Here is a 17727-nt window from a genome sequence, read left to right on the forward strand (position 1 = left end):
AATCAACCGTCACAGGTCATCAAATGATCTTCGCACAGCACGCCGGACTTCTACTTATTGGGTAAGTCAGTGCAAGCTTTGACGGTTTGGTGGTTTTTATGAGAACTAAACAAACCAGTGTAAGCGCTAGGGATATGGAAAAAATGCTCGCCGTGAGCCCATACAACAGGATCGCGCTCGAGGGCACTGAGCACATCGAAGGCGTCATGATATTCGACACCACCCTGAGGGATGGAGAACAGGCCCCCGGGATCGCGATGGGCCCCGAGGACAAGATCCGTATAGCCATGGCACTGGACGACCTCGGTGTCGACATGATAGAGGCGGGTTTCGCCGCTTCTTCCGAGGCGGAGAAGGACACCCTCAAGAAGATCGCGGCCCGCAGGCTGGACGCCCAGGTGTACAGCCTGGCCCGCAGCATCAGGTCGGATATAGATGCGGTCATAGACACAGGGCTGGACTCCATTCACACGTTCATAGCCACTTCAGACCTGCATATGAAGTACAAGCTGAAGATGACTCCCGAGCAGGTCAAGGAGAAGGCGGTGCAGACCGTCGAATACGCCAAAGACCATGGTCTGAAGGTCCAGTTCTCCTGCGAAGATGCCACCCGCAGCAACCTGGATTTCATGAAGGAGGTGCTGGTGGCCGTACAGGGCGCCCATGTGGATTCGATCAACATACCGGACACGGTGGGAGTCATCACCCCGAGGGCGATGTCCTATCTGATATCGGAGATCAGGAAGGTCGTGAAGGTGCCCATCGCGGTGCACTGTCACAACGACATGGGGCTGGCAGTGGCCAACTCCATCGCGGCCGTAGAGGCGGGAGCCAGGATCTGTCACGTCTGCGTCAACGGAATAGGCGAGAGAACGGGCAATGCGTCGCTGGAAGAGGTGGCCCTGAACATGTTCGCAAATTACGGTATCGAAACCATAGACCTGTCCAAGATAGGGCAGACCTCCAAACTGGTGGAGCGCATCACAGGCTTCCCCATCGCGTACAACAAGCCGATAGTCGGGCGCAACGCCTTTGCCCATGAATCCGGAATACATGTTCACGGGGTCATGAGCAACACCGCAACGTACGAACCGTTCCTGCCGGAACTGGTGGGGGTCGACAGGCGCATCGTCATCGGAAAGCACTCGGGAATACACTCGGTACAGGGAAGGCTGGACGAGCTGGGCATAAAGTTCCCGGAGGACCACATGACCGAACTGATGGCCGCCGTCAAGGAGATGGCCGTCGGCGGAAAGCAGATCGACGACGCCGAGCTGATGACCATAGCGGACCACATCATGTGGAAGAAAGTCATAACCGACAGAGCAGTGAGCCTGGAGGAGTTCGCGGTCTTCACCGGGAAAGATATAACATCTACCGCCACTGTGACCGTCGATATCGCGGGCGAGAGAAGGACCGTGTCTGAGACGGGCGTCGGTCCGGTCGACGCATCGATCAAAGCCATAAGAAAGGCCGTCAACGACAAGATGTCCATGGAAGAATACAAGCTGAGCGCCATAACGGGAAAGAGCGACTCGATATGCGAGGTGACCGTAATGGTTAAGAACGTTCAGGGCGACGGGTCCCTGTCCGTCGGCAAGGCCGTCGGGCTGGATATCGTCGAGACGTCCGTGGATGCTACCATGGCCGCCATAAACAGAGATTATGCCAGACAGAGGAATGATAATGGGAAAGACAATTGCTGAGAAGATCCTCTCGGAAAAATCAGGTACGGACGCTTACGCGGGCCAGATCGTAGTAGCCAACGTGGACTATGTGATGGTCAACGACGTAACGGGACCGATAGCGTTCAGAGAATACGAGAAATTGAAGACGAAAGACCTCCGAAAGGACCGTCTGGTCCTGATACCGGACCACTATGTTCCCAACAAGGACATCCTCTCGGCCGAACAGGCGAAGGAGATGAGGGATTTCGCTTCGAAGCATGGGATCAAGAACTACTTCGAGGTCGGAAAGGGAGGCGTCTGCCACCAGGTCATGATCGAAGAAGGCTTCGCCGCGCCCGGGAGGCTGATTGTCGGAGCAGATTCCCATACATGCACTTACGGAGGCATAAACGCGTTCTCCACGGGCATCGGTTCGACGGAGGCATGCGCCGCGTTCACGACCGGGCGCCTCTGGTTCAAAGTACCAGAGACGATCAAGGTCGAGCTCACCGGCAAGTTCGTCGGCAGCGCCTGCGGAAAGGACCTGATAATCAGGATAATAACCGATATCGGAGTGGACGGAGCGAACTATAAGGTGTTCGAGTTCCACGGGCCCGGCATCGCCAATATATCTGTTTCCGACCGCCTCACGGTTTCCAACATGGCCATCGAGGCCGGAGGGAAAGGAGGGATATTCCCCTGCGACAAGCTCACCGAGGAATACATCAAGGACACGGCAAAAGGCGAATGGAAGGCCGTAGAGGCCGACAAGGATGCGAAATATTCATCTGTGCTCAGGTACGACCTTTCGAAGATCGTTCCGATGGTCGCCTACCCCCACCTTCCGGAGAACGGACACCCCGTTAAGGATTCCGACGTCAAGATCGACCAAGCCTATCTCGGATCTTGCACCAACGGGCGCATAGAGGATATGAGGATAGCGGCCGATGTCGTCAAAGGACGCAAGGTGGCCGATGGGGTAAGATTCCTCGTCGTCCCCGCCAGCCAGAAAGTGTTCAGACAGATGATCGACGAAGGGATCATGCAGGTATTCCTGGACAGCGGTGCTTTCGTTTCGGGACCCACATGCGGAGCATGCCTCGGAGGATACATGGGAATACTCGCCGCCGGCGAGAAGTGCGTATCGTCCACCAACAGGAATTTCATAGGAAGGATGGGGGACAAGAATTCCGAAGTATACCTCGCAGGCCCGGCCGTAGTGGCCGCCTCGGCCATCGCAGGGAAGATCGCGACCCCCGAGCAGCTGGAGGGACAGTGATGAATGGGATCGAAGGCAAAGTATGGAGGTTCGGCGACAACGTCGACACGGACCAGATAATACCGGCCGAGCGCCTGGTATCAGCAAACCTGGACCACCTGAACGATTTCATATTCGAGAAGGCAAGGTCGGGATTCGCGCAGCAGGTCGGCAAAGGCGACATCATCGTCGCAGGCAAGAACTTCGGTTGCGGCTCCTCTAGGGAGCACGCCCCCCTTTCGCTTATCCAGGCAGGATTCTCCTGTATAGTGGCCGAGTCTTTCGCACGTATATTCTACAGGAATTCGATGAACATCGGACTTCTGCTGGTCGAATGCAAAGTGGACGCCAAAGAGGGAGACGTCATATCGGTGGACCCCGACAAGGGCGAGGTCAAGGCCGGCGGAAAGATATACAAATTCCCGCAGTATCCCGGTTTCATCAGTGAGATGGTCAAGGCCGGCGGGCTCATGAATCTGGTCAAAGAGGGAAGACTATGAAACATCTGGCAATAATACCCGGAGACGGAATAGGCAAAGAGGTCATCGATGCAGGAATGGAAGTGCTCGATGCGGTCGCTGAGATATCCACATTCGATTACGACGGAGAGCTGTTCGACATCGGTGCCGACAGATATCTGAGCACCGGCGAGCTACTGACCGACGAGGACATCGATGGTCTCAGGAAGAAGGACGCGATATACTTCGGAGCTATAGGAGACCCCAAGGTCCGCCCCGGAATACTCGAGCAGGGCGTGCTTCTCAAGATGAGGGCGGTTTTCGACCAGTACATCAACATGAGGCCGGTCACATCCTGGTTCCCGTTCGTCCCCCTGAAGAGGGAGGTCCCGTTCAACATGGTCTTCCTGAGGGAGAACACCGAGGACTTCTACATGGGTGCCGGCGGAAAATTCGGCCCGTCCTTCAACGGAAACAAAGTAAGCCTGAAAGTGAAGAGGGAGCTTTACGAACTGGAAGTCGAAATGAAGGCGGACCCTTCGAACGACGACGACTTCGCGTTCGAGATAGGATTCCTCTCCAAGAAAGGCGTCACCCGCTTCGCAGATTACGCATGCAGATTCGCGATGGCCCGCGGCGACGATAAAATCACATTGGTCGACAAGGCCAACGTCATCACCAACATGTACGGTATGCAGAGGGACATCTTCAGGGAGAAGACCGACCAATACGGTCTCGAACTGGAGTTCATGTTCGTGGACGCCATGGCCATGGCCATGGTCGTGCGTCCCGAGACCTTCGGGACCGTAGCGGTGCCCAATCTGTTCGGAGACATACTCACCGACCTCGGAGCCCAGCTCCAGGGAGGCCTCGGGATGGGATGCAGCGGCAACATCAACCCCGAAGGGCTGAGCATGTTCGAGCCAATCCACGGTTCTGCGCCCGATATCGCGGGACGCGGGATCGCCAACCCGATAGCCGCCATCCTGGCAGCTCAGATGCTCCTCGATGACCAAGGCTATCCCGGAGAGGGCAAGCTGATCCACAAGGCCGTCTCGGATTGTCTGAAGGAGAAAATGACGACTCCCGATCTGGGCGGAAAGATGAGCACCGAGCAGGTCGGAAAGGCTGTCGCAGAGAAGATCCGCAACGGGAAGAGCAAATGAAAAGCCTGGACCTCAGAGTCGAGTACGGTTCCCCGGAGATGGCGGCAGCGATCGCCGCCGCTCTAGATCCGGACAACGGAACCTACGTGTACATGGAGGTCCTGGGAAACACGATAAACTTTAAAATGGAGGCATCGTCGGCCGGTTCCCTCCGGAACACGGCCGACGACCTCCTGGCCTGCCTGAAGATAGCCGAAGAGACTTCAGGGCTCGTCAGAGGTTCCGCTGCGGATCTTTACCGCGACCCCTCTCCCGAATGACATTATTTCTTTCTGGGTCATCAACGCCCTTCCGGTAGCGAGGACTTTATCGTTCCTGTCCGTTACGATCACTTCCTCCATCGGCCTGAGGCCCGGGTCGCTGTCGATGACGAACTGACAGAATGCATTTCTCCCCTGCGTTACGTAAGGTACGGAGTCGTCGTTCACTACCACCCTCATATACGGTGCCGGTACCGCTGCCGCTATTCTTGTAGCGCCTTCGGTTTTCAGGGTGTACATCCCGTCGCCCGCCCTCATGGAGAGTATATGCTCCCCGTCGGAGATGACGTTGCGGATCTTGTTTGTATTCTTGCTCTTTACGAGCTCGATCTTCCCGCGGAACAGCGCCTCGGTGGCAAGTATTCCGAATTGATATCTGGATACGGCCAAGGCTCTGAGGAGGTCAGCATCATATTCCAATGTGCCAGTATCTTCAATGTCCTCGAGCTTCGCTGTCTCCTTGAAGTCGTATCTCTCGAGGAATTCCATTGTTATCGCCATGGAACGGTTATCCGTGTCGCAGTCCGTTATCGAGGGGAAAAGCGACTGGGACAAAGGATACATTTCGTCCAGTTCGGCCGGGATGGGCCCGAAGGGCGTCACTACCACCGGTGCGTAACCGTTACGTCTGGCTATGTCGAATTCGTTGGCATATGAACGGCTGTAGGGTTTTCCTCCGTTGTCGGGGAAGAGCATTACCCTGTCCGAAGGCGGAACATATCTGGTCAGCAGCCTGGACTCATATCTCTGGAATACCGGACGGTTGTAAGTCTCGGGGCCCGTGTAGAACATCGCGCCATCTCTGCTTATGGGGTCGTGGACCTCCATGAACCTGCGGTACTCGGCAAGTCTCCTAAGGCCGTCAAGCATCGCGGGGTGGGCGCGGCATCTCATTTCGGCAAGCTCCCACAACCTTCCCTCGCGTATGTATCTTTTAACGATTTCCAGCTCGTTCTTGATCTGATAAAGGTTATGCCTGGCTATCAGGGCTTCGCGTTCGCGGTTCTTCATCTTTTTGAGCGACTCGAGCGTTACTCCCATGCATGCGGGACAGGCGCAGTCGAGAGATTGCATCTCCTGCAGGCGGAACGTTCCGTCAACGAACATCAATCTGTCGTCCCTGGCAAATTTGGCATATGACGCAGAATCAAAAAGGTCGCAGCCCATGAGCGCGGCGAAAGCGAGTATCATTGGGTGTCCGGCCCCGAAAAGGTGCACGGGACGCCCGGGGTTGATGCCCATTTTGGAGCTCATGATCACATCGACCAGATCTGAATAACGGTACTGCTCCATGAGGGGGACCACCCCGCCTATGGGATGGACGTCGATATCCATGTTAGCCATCTTCTCGGCGCAGTATGTCCTCAGGTCTGTGAACACAGAACCTTGGATGACTCCGTTGAGAAGCATATCGCCCTTCATATCGCAGGCGGCCTTGGTCCTCTTCAAGGTCTCATCGGTAGCCCACTGGGTCTTTTCTTTGGACCATTCGGGCTCGGTGAATATGTCTAGCACGGTGCCGATGTCCGTACCGATGCTCTTCTGGAATTCGATTATCTCCTGGTTGGTCAGGTCGACCTCGCCATACATGTGGCTCTGGAAAGTTCCGGAGTCGGTCATTATGATGCCGTCGAAATCCAGCATCTTGTGGAGGCCCTCTGCCTGAGCCCTTTCGCTCAGTTCCGGAGTGTTCTTGATGATGTAAGAGTTGGTGATCAACGCACCGAAACCGAACTCGTCGTGAAGCTCTTTGGGAGGTACAGTGTTGATCTTCGGGTTGACCACGGGCAGCAACGCCGGAGTCTCTATGGAGCCGGAAGAGGTCTCGAAGCGGCATATGCGTGCCAGACCATCTCTTCTGAGAAGCTCGAAGCTTGCCATCAGCTCACATTATCCTGTTATTGTAGGCGTCTGCGTAAGCTTTGGAGATGGCGTTCTTCATAAGAACGTCAGGTATGTCCTCTATGAATTCCTTTTTCCAATCGAGAACGGGCCTCTCGAATTTTATCAACGAAGGTTTTCCAGTGTCGCAGGCATCTTCGCTGTCCAGCATCTTGATCTGCAGTCCGTTAAGAATATCGTTGACGTCCTGTCCATTTATGATGACGGTGTTCCTGCCGTCGGATGAGGTGTCGACGTACTGTGCCGATATGTCGGCCAAAAGCATCTCAGCCACGAGGCCCATGAGGTAGTTCTTCATCTCCTCTATGGTCTTCCTCCTGATAATGCTGGCTTCCGGGGGCTCCCCGGAGTGCTTGTATTCTATGTTGATCATCGCCATATCAAGCCTAACACGGGAGTATATTAAAAGGATTATTGAAGTTCGGCCCTGGGTTTAGTTGAAATACTATTTAGGCGTACGTTTCGACATATGGCAGGACGCGACCCGGACGACCGCAAACTGGTGGTCCTTGTAAGGAACGACCTCAAGATGACCAAAGGCAAAATCGCAGCCCAGGTGGCCCATGCGGCAGTGAACTGTGCGTTTGCATCCAAGAAAAAAGACTCTGCCAACTTCAATGCCTGGTATGATTCCGGTCAGGCCAAGGTGGTTCTTAAGGTCGATTCCGAACGCGAGCTTTTCGAATTCAAGGCTGTTGCCGAGGCCATAGGGATAACATGTTCCATCATCACCGATGCAGGAAGGACCCAGATAGAGCCCGGGTCCATCACCTGCCTGGGCATAGGTCCCGAAAAGGTCTCAGTGCTGGACAAGATCACCGGCGATCTCAAGATGCTTTAATCCCGCATCGAAATTGGTCCTGAGCTCCCTGACGAGCACCTTCAGGTTCTCGGTCGTCATCATGGACGATCTGACACATGCCCCGGCGGCTCCTTTTTCAGAGACGCGGCCGATGTTGTACGGAGTTATTCCGCCGATAGCGTAGACCGGGACGCTAACAGATTTGAACACATCCGTGATCAGCGCGGTCCCCTTCGGGACAGCATCGGGCTTGCATTCGGTTTTGAATATGGGGCCGGCGATCAGATAATCGGCCCCGAGTTTCACCGCTTCCCTTGCTTCCTTAAGGGAATGTACCGAAACCCCGATGGATGAAAATCCGTCCCTGTTTTTCAGTTCACGCATTTTTCCCAGAGGGAGCTGTATGTTTTCTATGTTCAGGGAAATGGCAGTTGTCGAGTGGGTGTTGATGCACATCGGCATGCTGTATTCCGTGCATATGGCGAGGCATTCGGTGGCCAGGTACCTGTATTCCGGCTCTATGAGGCCTTTTTCCCTGAGTATTATCATGTCCGCTCCCGATTCGGCAATGGCCGCGATCTGATCGGCAAAAGGCCGGGTCATGATCCTTCTGTCGGTCACGGCGATGATCTTTGCTCTGGATTTCATTACACTCCTCCGTCAGACCTTAACATAATCGTTGAACACGGGCTGCCTTCCGTTGGCGATAAGCGCGTTCATGACCTCCTCCAAGCTTCTGGGGTCAGATATATCGAACTGGGCATCTCCCTTTTCCGCACCCGAATGCTCCCCTATCCCGACGCTCACGCCCGCAGACATTTTTGTCGCGCAGATTCCGACGATGTTGTCTCTGAAACCGGGGCGCTCCCTGGTGGAGATGGTCTCCGCGGCGAACGGCATGAAGAGGCGGTACGCCATGGCGACCTGCAGGAGCTTGGACTCGGTGACGCTGTTCTCGGCATCCTCGTGGTTGATGAACGGTCTGAACCTAGGTAGCGAGAAGGATATCTCGGCATGGGGGTATTTTCTCTGGATCTCCATCGCATGAAGTCCGCAGGCAAAGGAATCCTTCCTGAAATCGGAAAGACCCAGCAGAGGAGAGAAGCCCACTCCGCGCATACCGCCCATCAGCGCACGTTCCTGGGCGTTGAACCTGTATGAGAAAATCCTCTTCCTTCCCGAGGGGTGCACCCTTCTGTAAACATCGGTATCGTATGTTTCCTGGAACACCGTAACATAATCCGCACCCATCTCGCGCATCTTACGGTACTCGCCGATATTCATGGGATAAACTTCCAAGCCTATATTGGAGAAATACTTAGAAGCCCTGGAGACAAGGTCGGCTATATAATCGGGGTCCGAATGGGCCCTCGATTCCCCGGTGAGGAGGAGGATCTCCCTCAGACCGGTCGATGAAATGGCATTCATCTCGCGGTCTATCTCGTTGCCGACCAGTTTGGCTCGTTTGATGTCGTTGCCGCTGTTGAATCCGCAATAGACGCACCTGTTGGTGCAGTAATTTGAAGCGTATAGGGGCGTGAAGATGTTTACGGAATTCCCGAAATGCTTCATCGTCTCTTCCCTGGCCCTTATGGCGATCCGCTCAAGGAACGGCTCGGCGGCAGGCGAAAGCAAGGCTCCGAAACTATCCTCGCCGACGTTATCGGATGATATGGCATCGAGAACATCCCGGTCGGAGTAGTCTTCAGGGTTATAATCCGAGGCTCGGCCGAGCACCCGGGTCATAATCTCCGGATCTATGTGCTCCATTCCCTGTTCGTAATCATCTGCGTCCGTGAAATCTCTCATCTCATCTGTCCTCGAGGAATCCCGTCAGAGGACTGGACGCCTCGGCTCTGTGTTCGAGGATCCTTCCGGGCCCGGACAGATATGCCAGACGTCCGGCCTCGATCGCCATCCTGAACGCCCTGGCCATCGATGCCGGGTCCCTCGAAGTGGCTATCGCGGTGTTGGCCATTATCGCGGCGGCCCCGATCTCCATTGCTTCGCAGGCCTGGGACGGCCTGCCTATTCCCGCGTCGACTATGATCGGAAGATCGATCTCTTCCACAAGTATTTTTATGAACTCTCTCGTAAGGAGGCCTTTGTTGCTGCCTATCGGCGCTCCCAGCGGCATGATGGCATCCGCCCCGGCATCCGCCATATCCCTTGCGGCGGACAGGTCCGGCATCATATAGGGCATGACCACGAAGTCCCTGGCCTTAAGCAATTTCACTGCTTTCGTGGTCTCCGCATTGTCGGGGAGGAGATATTTGGAATCGCGTATTATCTCCACTTTTATGAAATCCCCGCATCCCAGTTCTCTTGCAAGTTCCGCGATGCGGACCGCCTCGGCGGCGTTCCTTGCACCCGATGTGTTCGGTAGGAGCGTTATGCCGGCCGGCATGTAGTCCAGAATGTTCTCCATCCCTCCTGCGTTCGCCCTTCTCACCGCGAGCGTGGCCATTTCCACGCCTCCGTTCTCTATCACCGTCCGGGTCATGTCCAGGCTGAACTTTCCGGATCCCAGGATAAATCTGGATCTGAACTTCCGTCCTCCGATCTCAAGCAGGTCATCGTTCAATTTTTTCATCTTCCATTCCATATATCAATCTCAGAATTAAGTTTGCCTGATGCCCGGCGCATACTATGACTCTGGGAGCATGCATATCTCCCGTATCGGAGGTCCCGTCGCCGCATACGTACAGATTTTTGAAGCTGTGCTTTGTGATTATATTGTTGGGGCAGGCCCAACCGGCGATGCCCGAACCCGAAACCACATATGTACCAGGCATTTCTGTAAGCACGGTGTTTACGAGCATCGCCTTCGCCTCGGGGCTGTCCAGCGCCTCGCATATGATGGCGCATCCTTTGAAAATCTCGGGGATGTTCTGCTCTGTCAAACGGACATCGGACGTGACCGGTTGGATTTTGGGGTCTATCATCTTCAATATTTCCGAGCAGGCTTCGGTCTTTTTGATTCCAGGATGTTTCCTGAAATAGATTTGTCGGTTGAGGTTTGATTCTGCGACAGTATCGAAATCGACAAGTACCAGATTATTGAATCCCGATCTGACCAGCATTACTGCTATGTTGGAACCGAGGCCCCCGAGGCCGGCAATGCCAACCTTGACGGCCAATTCATCCGCCCCCGACGAAGCTGACGATCTCCAGCGAATCCGTATTTTTCAGGATGACGTCATTGAAGGTTTTCCTTGGGGAGATCGTCCCGTTAAGTTCGACGGCGACCTTGCACAGGTCATATCCGGACGAGACCAGGAACTCCTGCAATGTAGTTTCGGCCCCGATCTTCATTTCCTTTCCGTTCGCTATCATGGGAAACCCTCGGCCGATGGATATGCCGGCAACTTACAATATATTTGTTCTATGGGCGTCATGGGTTCAAGACGTGCGGTCTGACCTTGAGTATCATGTCGCGGAGGTCGTGGGCCGCTTTTCTTATATCTTCCTGGGCTACGACGGCCGAAACAACGGCAGCAGCGTCGGCACCTGCGCGTATCACGTCCTTTATGTTGCCCTGATTTATCCCGCCGATGGCCACCAACATGATGTCGGGCACAGCCTCGCGTATGTTTACAATGGCATCCAGCCCTATGCCTTGACCGGCATCGGGTTTTGTGGTAGTTGTGAAAATGGACCCGATGCCCAGATAGTCGGCCCCGCCTTCGTAGGCCTCGACCGCCTCTTCAACGTTAGAGACGGTGATCCCGATAATCGCGTCATCGCCCATCAGAAGTCTCGCGTCCTCGAGAGGCATATCGTCCTGACCGAGGTGCACGCCGTCGGCGCCAGACGCCATGGCTACGTCGACCCTGTCGTTGACGATAAAGATCCTGTTCATCTCGTACGCTATTTCCCGGATCTTCTTAGCCTGTGCGAGCATCGAGCGCCCGGAGGCGTTCTTCATCCTGAGCTGTACCGTTTCTGCACCGCCTTCGTAAGCAAGCCTGGCCACTTCCGCATCGGTCCTTCCTTTGGAAAGCGAGGAATCGGTGACGACATACAGGTCGATCATGAATATGGCATGTATGCGAAATGTATAATTCCATCGCCGTGACGTCGTCTTTGCAGAATGAAATATAATAAAAAAGATTGAAAGCGGGCAGAGCCCGCATTATGGTTTAGAACGCGCAGCGCTTGCTGAGGTCCGATGGCATGTACATCGGGCGTACGGGCATTCCCTCGGTCTCTTTCTTTATGCGGGATATGAGCTCTTCGACGGTCATGTCGACGTCCGTGTTCTCCGATCTGACGTAAACCTTCAGCTGGTGGGACTCGATCTCCTTCTCTCCGATGACCGCGGCGTAGGAGCACCAGTCCTGCTTGGACAGGCGGACCTTCTTTCCGACGGTGGCGTCGGTGTCGTCGACCGAGACGCGTATGCCGGCGGAGCGGACGGCATCGGCGATCTTCAGGGTCGCCTCGACGCATTCCTCGTTCTTCGCCATGAATCTTACCTGTTCGGGAGCGATCCATACGGGCAGATATCCGGGAATCCCGGTCTTCTCCAGGGCAACCGCGGTGTCCAGAAGCGTGTACATCCATCTCTCTATGGAACCGATGACCGCGCAGTGCAGGATCACAGGGTACTGCTTCTCTCCGTTCTCGTCCGAATATGTGATGCCGAACCTCTGTGCGTTGCCGATGTCGATCTGAACGGTACCGATCTCTCTGGGCCTCTTCATCTGGTCCAGCATGTGGTACTCGATGTTCACGGTCCAGTAATAGTTGATGCCTTCGGGATAGATGTGTATGAGCGCATCCTTGCCGTGGTCGTTGCACAGTTTAATGATGAGGTCCTTGTTGTCCTGGTAGGCCTTCATCGATGAGAAGTTGACGAGCATCTCGTAATCCCTTCCGACGGCCTCTATCTCATCGTAAATCTTGCCGTCCAGGAAACGGAAGCTGTCCTGAGCTTCCGGTATGGTCCTGCACATGACGTGGAAGTCAGGCATGTTGAGCCTCCTGGTCCTGAAGCACAGCATCGTCTCGCCGGACTGTTCCATCCTGTACGAGTCGGCCACTTCGAACGCTCCGAAGGGCATGTTCTTGTAGCTTATGTTCCAATTGCGGATCATCGCGAACTGCTGGTGGCATGCCGCGTACCTGAGGACGAATTTTTTCTTCCCGGTGTCCACAGTGTAAAGTCTGTCTCCGAAAAGTTCCGCGTGCTCCTTCACCGCAGGCTCGTCCAGCGAGAACATGTTGGTGCCTTTTACGTTGTAGACGTTGAATCCGGAATCGTTGACGATCTGCGTCGCATAGTCCGATATCAGGTCGAACATCATAGCGCCGTGGGGGGCGAGGCACATGTGTCCCGCATCGGACATGGACTCCCATTGGATCCCGAACTTCTTGCATAGCCTGAGGTAGTCGGGCTCTTTGACGGCGGGCGCCTCCTTTCCGAGGGCCTCCTTGTCTATCATGTATCTCATGCAGTCCGCGGTCGCTTTGTAGTCCTCGATCTGTACTTCTTTTCCATTCGGGGTCAGAACGAAATAGGCGTCCTTTCCTTTCGCGGCGGCCTTCTTTGCAGTTTTTCCGGTGAAATCCCTTGAGAGCTCGGAAAGCGGGTGGCCCTTACATTTGACGTTGAACGATTTGTACCATCCGAAAGGCGCCCTGATGACCTCCGTTCCGTCCGAGGCTACCATCTTCTCGATCATGTCCAGAAGCTGGACGCTCGATTTGGGCTTTGCCAGGTCGTTGCTCAGGTGTGCGTAAGGGTAGAGCATTACCCGCTCCGCGCCTACTTTTTCCTTGGTTACGAGGATGTCTTTAGACGCCTCGGCCGCAACGTCCTGAAGTGCGTCCTCGTCGCTGCTCTCGACGGTGATGAAGGCAACAAGTACCTCTTCCATTCTGCCGTTGTGAAGGTTGTCGGGTATTTCCTCGGCGACCTTGGTCTTTTCCTTAGCTTCGAACTCCATAGAGTCCGCGTGAATATACAGTGCTCTCATGAGACCATGTCCTTAATCGCTCCGTCCCCACAAAAAGGGCGGCGCTCATATGTGTGGATGAGGAGGGTTGTATTAAAAACGTTTGAGCGCGCGCCTACGCTACCTATTAATAAATGAGCTCCATTTGTCACTTCAATATGGCACCAGGGCAGAAAAAGAAGAGGGACATCGAGCCCATTATGGCTATCAGCATGGTCGTTTTCCTTCTGGCGTCGGTAGCGGTACTTGCGGTATTCGTTAACGACAACTATATTTCGGGCTCTGACAGCGATACCGTCCAGCCAGGGTCCACGGTTACCGTGGACTATGCCGGCTCCCTTTATGCCTACTACAACGAAGACGGTGCGTTGATATTCGATACAAACGTCAAGGCATACTCCGAGAATTATCCGATAAAAGGTGATTTCAGCAAGACGACGTTCTCCGATTATACGGTCATTCCGGGAAGCGGCGGAGCCCTAACAATGTTCGAGAACGCGCTTATCGGACATAAGGTCGGAGATACGGTGAAAGTGTTGATACCTTCCGCCGACGGTTACGCATCCAAGAGCATAACCAGGGACGACCAGTTCTCGGTTCCGACTGTTCAGTACATGTCTCAGACCCAGTTCAGTTCGCTCTATGATTTCACCGTCAGCGCGGGGGCCCAGGTAGAGTTCAAAACGATCTACGGATGGGACGCTACCGCCGTGTATTCCAGCGATAGGGGCGGGGTGAGCATAATCAACAAGCCGGTCAAGGGAGAGACATACCAACTCGCGTCCAACGACCTGAACGACTATGGGACGGCGAATCTGACCGTTGATACGATGGGCGACGAGATCGTGTGCACCATCGGCGTCGAAGGCATCGATTCCGACCCCTACAAGATGGTGTGGGTCAACCTGGAATCCGAGAAGTTCTATGTTCAGAGCAATTCCGGATCCGTCCTCACAATAACCACGGACCCGTCGGCCGGCGAAGACCTGTACTTCGTCATAAAGATCAAGTCCATCGCTTAAGGCGATGTAAAATTTCTTTCTTTTTCTCAATCTTCAGAAGATGGTCTCGACTTTGCCGAGAACATCTCTGGGGTCCTTTCCGAAGACCCTTATAATGCGTTCCTTCCTTGCGTCGGGATCTACTATTGCATCGGGGACCTTTCCCGCTTTCCTAACGGCATCTTCCACCAGGGAATCGATGGACTTGTTGGCCCTGCGGTCGAACCTGCCGACGGTATATCCCAGCTCCTCCAATATGTCGGCGGTGTCGCTGCTGTATCTGAGGCTCATCATCGAACGCGTCTCCGGTTCGAACTTCATAGCGCTCAGCAGCATGTAGGAAAGCTGTTCGGCGGCCCCGAATTTAACGGGGCCGTTCTTCTTCAGTTTGCCGTTGAATAAAGTGATACGTCCCGCGATGGCCGCGATATCCTCGGGGCCTTCGGCACCGGGAGCGGCATATGCGATGTTCAGGCCCTCTTTGGGAACAAGTTCGGAAGGCAAGATATCAACGATCCTCGATGAAATGGACTCGACCTCGTCGATGACGTCCTTCGCCGGATGATTATCATCCAAACGTACAAGGGCATTCACAATATCGTCGCCTTTACCGATGGAGTACTGTGTTTCTATCGATTTTTGTATCATAGCGCGCGACTTCGTGACCGCAGTGGCGATATCCATCCCTTTGGCGCAGTTGGCGGTTATATAGGATGACAGGGTGCATCCGCTCCCGTGCCCTGATTTGTTCAGCCGGGGATATTCGAATTTCTTGATCTGCGAATTCAGATAAAGATAGTCGATTACTTTCTTTGTGTCCATGTGCCCTCCCTTGAGGTACACGGACGAACCGTCTCTGCCTATGAGCTCGCAGGCGAGGGTCGCATCGTATTCGTTGTTGATCTCGATCCCGGAAAGAATTTCCGCCTCATATTTGTTCGGTGTAATGAGCTCGCACAGGGGCATCAGATGCTTGCGTATGGAATCGGCAAGGCCGTTCTCGGCAAGGGAGCCTCCGACGCCCGCGGTCAACACAGGGTCGATGACGAGCGGCACCTCGTGGTCCTCCAGCAGGTCTGCGACAAGTTCGGCGATATCGGAGCTGTAGAGCATACCGGTCTTGACGGCATTAATTTTTAAATCGCTGACCACGGAACGGAACTGTGCCTCTATGAAATCCATGGGTACGGGGAAGATATCGGCCACCTCGTATGTGTTCTGTGCCGTTATTGCAGTGATGACGCTGGCAGCGTGCACGTCCAATGCACCCATGGCCTTGATATCGGCCTGAATTCCCGCTCCGCCGATGGAGTCGGAACCCGCTATCGTCAAAGCAGTTCTCACATTCCTGGTTATGTTTTACAATGTATTAAAGAAATGTGAATTCCTTTTTGGCGAACCGTCAAAAGTGATTAATAAATCGACCAGGATTAGGTGGCGTGAAAGTCTACAGCACGCATTTCATCCTCAAAGGAAAATCCGACTACAAGGACCTCGCTCCCGTATTCCCCGATATTCTGAGGATGCTGCTCGAAGAGATTGGACAGCTCCCCGACGAAGAGGAGATAATGCAGATGTATATCGAGGAGAATGTTGGAGACCTGAAGGAAAACAGGAAGCCCGAGGGTTACAACCGCAAGGGGAAGGTCAGGCTCGTTTTCCCGATCGACAGCAAGGAGTTCTATCTGAAGAGCTACAGCAAAGTCACAGACCTTGCAAGCATATCGGACAAGATATCCGAGATACTCACGGCCGCCGGTGTCAAGTTCGATATCAAAAAGAACGACCGCATCGAGTTCGAGTGATCATCCCAGCAGCCTGGTCCAGCATTTTTCGTATGTCTGGGACTCGTATGTGACGAAGTTCATGGTGTCATTCACCGATGCCCTGGCTTTCTCTATCTGCACGGTCACCGAAGACGGCGACGTACCTCCGTAGGAGTTCCTGCGTTCTACGCACTGCTTGATGGAGATCGTTCCGTAAACATCCTCTCCGATCTTGTCGCTGAATTTCTTCAGTTCCGTCAGAGGAACCTCTTCCAGTTTCAGCCCTCCGGATATGCAGTATCTCACCGCTGCGCCAACGATTCCATGGGCCTCCCTGAACGGAACTCCCTTTGTCACAAGATAGTCGGCGAGGTCGGTCGCATTTATCTGACCTTTGTCCATGGCGTCGAGCATCCTTTCTTTGTTGACCTTCATGGTCGTAACCATCCTGTACATCATGTCCACGCAGTCGGCGACCGACTGCAGGGAATCTATGACCGGTTTCTTGTCTTCCTGCAGGTCGCGGTTGTATGTCAGAGGAAGGCCCTTGAGCATTGTAAGTATGGTCACCAGCGCACCGATCGCGGATCCGGAGCGTCCTCGGATCAGCTCGGCGATGTCGGGGTTTTTCTTCTGCGGCATTATGGAAGAGCCGGTGGAATAGCGGTCGTCCATCTCCACGAACCCGAACTCCTGTGAAGACCAAAGTACCAGTTCCTCCGAAAGCGAAGAAAGGTGGTCGGCCATGAGCGCGGAACAGAAAGTAAGCTCGGCGGCGAAATCCCTGTCGCTGACAGAGTCCATGGAGTTCTCGGTGGGCTTCCTGAACCCAAGCAGCTCGGCGGTCATCTTCCTGTCAATGGGATATGTGGTCCCCGCCAATGCGGCGGAGCCCAGCGGGCACTCGTTGATCCTGTTATAGCTGTCGATAAGGCGCTCGGAGTCGCGTCCCAGCTTGAAGACGTAGGCCATAAGATGATGTGCCAGAGTCACAGGCTGAGCATGTTGCATATGGGTGAATCCGGGCATTATGGTTCCGGAGTTCTCTTCTGCGACCTCTATGAGGCCTATGCGGAGCCTCTCGATCTTCTCCACGATTTCGAGCACCGCATCCCTCAGGAACATCCTGAAGTCTGTCGACACCTGGTCGTTGCGGCTCCTTCCCGTGTGCAGCTTCCCTCCCGCAGGTCCGACGATCTCCGTCAGCCTGAATTCGACGCATGTGTGGATGTCCTCCAGCGATTCGTCGATCTCGAACGCCCCGCTTTCCATCTCTTCTGCGATCCTTTTCAGACCGCTTATTATGGAATCCGCATCGTTCTTCGGGATTATGTTGCACTTCTTAAGCATTTTAGCGTGTGCCAGAGACCCCATGACGTCATAGTATCCCAACGCCGCGTCCACTTCAAGCGATGACGTGAACCTTAAGGTGGAATCATCCATTTCCGAGTCGAAACGGCCGGACCATAGAGCCTGCTGTGTCATGT

19 protein-coding genes are annotated in these 17727 nt (G+C 54.4%); 8 read left to right on the forward strand and 11 right to left on the reverse strand.

Translation table 11 applies throughout. The features are described 5' to 3' along the window. The first annotated feature begins 134 nt into the window (after positions 1 to 134). The 5 genes from VB016_04080 to VB016_04100 are packed head-to-tail and all read left to right on the forward strand — an operon-like array spanning position 135 to position 4809. Positions 135 to 1706 (forward strand): 2-isopropylmalate synthase, encoded by a 1572-nt coding sequence (locus tag VB016_04080; GenBank protein MEA4977709.1) that lies wholly within the window; start codon positions 135 to 137, stop codon positions 1704 to 1706. Next, the gene (locus tag VB016_04085; GenBank protein MEA4977710.1) at positions 1687 to 2946 is read left to right on the forward strand and encodes a 3-isopropylmalate dehydratase large subunit; all 1260 of its coding nucleotides are present in this window, start codon (positions 1687 to 1689) and stop codon (positions 2944 to 2946) included. The genes VB016_04080 and VB016_04085 overlap by 20 nt, the downstream gene beginning before the upstream one ends. Next, positions 2946 to 3425 (forward strand): 3-isopropylmalate dehydratase, encoded by a 480-nt coding sequence (locus VB016_04090; GenBank protein ID MEA4977711.1) that lies wholly within the window; start codon positions 2946 to 2948, stop codon positions 3423 to 3425. The genes VB016_04085 and VB016_04090 overlap by 1 nt, the downstream gene beginning before the upstream one ends. Beyond that, positions 3422 to 4549 (forward strand): isocitrate/isopropylmalate family dehydrogenase, encoded by a 1128-nt coding sequence (locus tag VB016_04095; protein ID MEA4977712.1) that lies wholly within the window; start codon positions 3422 to 3424, stop codon positions 4547 to 4549. The genes VB016_04090 and VB016_04095 overlap by 4 nt, the downstream gene beginning before the upstream one ends. Then, entirely contained in the window at positions 4546 to 4809 is a 264-nt protein-coding gene (locus VB016_04100; protein MEA4977713.1) for a KEOPS complex subunit Pcc1, read from the forward strand. Before VB016_04095 ends, VB016_04100 begins: the two co-directional genes overlap by 4 nt. Here VB016_04100 and tgtA read toward each other — a convergent pair. After that, positions 4753 to 6690 (reverse strand): tRNA guanosine(15) transglycosylase TgtA, encoded by a 1938-nt coding sequence (tgtA, locus tag VB016_04105; GenBank protein MEA4977714.1) that lies wholly within the window; start codon positions 6688 to 6690, stop codon positions 4753 to 4755. The genes VB016_04100 and tgtA overlap by 57 nt on opposite strands. Before the next feature lie 4 nt (positions 6691 to 6694). Then, the gene (locus VB016_04110; protein ID MEA4977715.1) at positions 6695 to 7090 is read right to left on the reverse strand and encodes a hypothetical protein; all 396 of its coding nucleotides are present in this window, start codon (positions 7088 to 7090) and stop codon (positions 6695 to 6697) included. Between the two features lie 90 nt (positions 7091 to 7180). On the opposite strand from VB016_04110, the gene pth2 reads away from it, so the two are divergent. Next, a complete protein-coding gene (pth2, locus tag VB016_04115) occupies positions 7181 to 7552 on the forward strand; it encodes a peptidyl-tRNA hydrolase Pth2 (protein MEA4977716.1) in 372 nt (123 codons plus the stop codon). Here pth2 and VB016_04120 read toward each other — a convergent pair. The 7 genes from VB016_04120 to VB016_04150 form a co-directional block, all read right to left on the reverse strand. Next, the gene (locus VB016_04120) at positions 7511 to 8161 is read right to left on the reverse strand and encodes a thiamine phosphate synthase (GenBank protein MEA4977717.1); all 651 of its coding nucleotides are present in this window, start codon (positions 8159 to 8161) and stop codon (positions 7511 to 7513) included. The genes pth2 and VB016_04120 overlap by 42 nt on opposite strands. A gap of 12 nt (positions 8162 to 8173) precedes the next feature. Further along, complete coding sequence (thiH, locus tag VB016_04125) at positions 8174 to 9322, reverse strand: 2-iminoacetate synthase ThiH (GenBank protein ID MEA4977718.1); 1149 nt, start codon at positions 9320 to 9322, stop codon at positions 8174 to 8176. 1 nt (position 9323) lies between these two features. After that, on the reverse strand, positions 9324 to 10106 hold the full coding sequence (locus VB016_04130) for a thiazole synthase (protein ID MEA4977719.1): 783 nt from the start codon (positions 10104 to 10106) through the stop codon (positions 9324 to 9326). Further along, positions 10087 to 10653: a sulfur carrier protein ThiS adenylyltransferase ThiF gene (gene thiF / locus VB016_04135; GenBank protein MEA4977720.1), complete on the reverse strand. Its 567-nt coding sequence runs from the start codon at positions 10651 to 10653 to the stop codon at positions 10087 to 10089. The genes VB016_04130 and thiF overlap by 20 nt, the downstream gene beginning before the upstream one ends. A gap of 1 nt (position 10654) precedes the next feature. Then, positions 10655 to 10849 (reverse strand): sulfur carrier protein ThiS, encoded by a 195-nt coding sequence (gene thiS, locus VB016_04140; protein ID MEA4977721.1) that lies wholly within the window; start codon positions 10847 to 10849, stop codon positions 10655 to 10657. A gap of 58 nt (positions 10850 to 10907) precedes the next feature. Then, entirely contained in the window at positions 10908 to 11549 is a 642-nt protein-coding gene (gene thiE, locus VB016_04145; protein ID MEA4977722.1) for a thiamine phosphate synthase, read from the reverse strand. Positions 11550 to 11655: 106 nt separating this feature from the next. Beyond that, entirely contained in the window at positions 11656 to 13494 is a 1839-nt protein-coding gene (locus VB016_04150; protein ID MEA4977723.1) for a threonine--tRNA ligase, read from the reverse strand. A gap of 137 nt (positions 13495 to 13631) precedes the next feature. Here VB016_04150 and VB016_04155 point away from each other — a divergent pair, with 137 nt between their 5' ends. After that, on the forward strand, positions 13632 to 14495 hold the full coding sequence (locus VB016_04155) for an FKBP-type peptidyl-prolyl cis-trans isomerase (protein ID MEA4977724.1): 864 nt from the start codon (positions 13632 to 13634) through the stop codon (positions 14493 to 14495). 33 nt (positions 14496 to 14528) lie between these two features. Here the strand turns inward: VB016_04155 and thiD are convergent, their stop codons facing one another. Beyond that, the gene (gene thiD / locus VB016_04160) at positions 14529 to 15818 is read right to left on the reverse strand and encodes a bifunctional hydroxymethylpyrimidine kinase/phosphomethylpyrimidine kinase (protein ID MEA4977725.1); all 1290 of its coding nucleotides are present in this window, start codon (positions 15816 to 15818) and stop codon (positions 14529 to 14531) included. A 95-nt stretch (positions 15819 to 15913) separates the two neighbouring features. Between thiD and VB016_04165 the strand changes: the two genes are divergently transcribed. Next, positions 15914 to 16279 carry a hypothetical protein gene (locus VB016_04165; protein MEA4977726.1) on the forward strand — a complete coding sequence of 122 codons (366 nt, stop codon included), beginning with the start codon at positions 15914 to 15916 and terminating at the stop codon, positions 16277 to 16279. Here the strand turns inward: VB016_04165 and argH are convergent, their stop codons facing one another. Then, entirely contained in the window at positions 16280 to 17725 is a 1446-nt protein-coding gene (argH, locus tag VB016_04170; GenBank protein ID MEA4977727.1) for an argininosuccinate lyase, read from the reverse strand. Between the last annotated feature and the right edge of the window lie 2 nt (positions 17726 to 17727).

This window comes from Methanomassiliicoccaceae archaeon (assembly GCA_034928305.1).
GTDB lineage: Archaea > Thermoplasmatota > Thermoplasmata > Methanomassiliicoccales > Methanomethylophilaceae > VadinCA11.

Excerpts from the sequence above, each read along its gene's own strand:
- thiH (MEA4977718.1), bottom strand. The coding sequence starts at position 9,322 with ATGAGAGATTTCACGGACGCAGATGATTACGAACAGGGAATGGAGCAC.
- VB016_04085 (MEA4977710.1), top strand. The coding sequence starts at position 1,687 with ATGGGAAAGACAATTGCTGAGAAGATCCTCTCGGAAAAATCAGGTACG.
- VB016_04150 (MEA4977723.1), bottom strand. The coding sequence starts at position 13,494 with ATGAGAGCACTGTATATTCACGCGGACTCTATGGAGTTCGAAGCTAAG.
- VB016_04130 (MEA4977719.1), bottom strand. The coding sequence starts at position 10,106 with ATGAAAAAATTGAACGATGACCTGCTTGAGATCGGAGGACGGAAGTTC.
- thiE (MEA4977722.1), bottom strand. The coding sequence starts at position 11,549 with ATGATCGACCTGTATGTCGTCACCGATTCCTCGCTTTCCAAAGGAAGG.
- VB016_04110 (MEA4977715.1), bottom strand. The coding sequence starts at position 7,090 with ATGGCGATGATCAACATAGAATACAAGCACTCCGGGGAGCCCCCGGAA.
- VB016_04155 (MEA4977724.1), top strand. The coding sequence starts at position 13,632 with ATGGCACCAGGGCAGAAAAAGAAGAGGGACATCGAGCCCATTATGGCT.
- VB016_04080 (MEA4977709.1), top strand. The coding sequence starts at position 135 with ATGGAAAAAATGCTCGCCGTGAGCCCATACAACAGGATCGCGCTCGAG.
- VB016_04100 (MEA4977713.1), top strand. The coding sequence starts at position 4,546 with ATGAAAAGCCTGGACCTCAGAGTCGAGTACGGTTCCCCGGAGATGGCG.
- VB016_04090 (MEA4977711.1), top strand. The coding sequence starts at position 2,946 with ATGAATGGGATCGAAGGCAAAGTATGGAGGTTCGGCGACAACGTCGAC.
- VB016_04120 (MEA4977717.1), bottom strand. The coding sequence starts at position 8,161 with ATGAAATCCAGAGCAAAGATCATCGCCGTGACCGACAGAAGGATCATG.
- VB016_04095 (MEA4977712.1), top strand. The coding sequence starts at position 3,422 with ATGAAACATCTGGCAATAATACCCGGAGACGGAATAGGCAAAGAGGTC.
- pth2 (MEA4977716.1), top strand. The coding sequence starts at position 7,181 with ATGGCAGGACGCGACCCGGACGACCGCAAACTGGTGGTCCTTGTAAGG.
- argH (MEA4977727.1), bottom strand. The coding sequence starts at position 17,725 with ATGACACAGCAGGCTCTATGGTCCGGCCGTTTCGACTCGGAAATGGAT.
- thiS (MEA4977721.1), bottom strand. The coding sequence starts at position 10,849 with ATGATAGCGAACGGAAAGGAAATGAAGATCGGGGCCGAAACTACATTG.
- tgtA (MEA4977714.1), bottom strand. The coding sequence starts at position 6,690 with ATGGCAAGCTTCGAGCTTCTCAGAAGAGATGGTCTGGCACGCATATGC.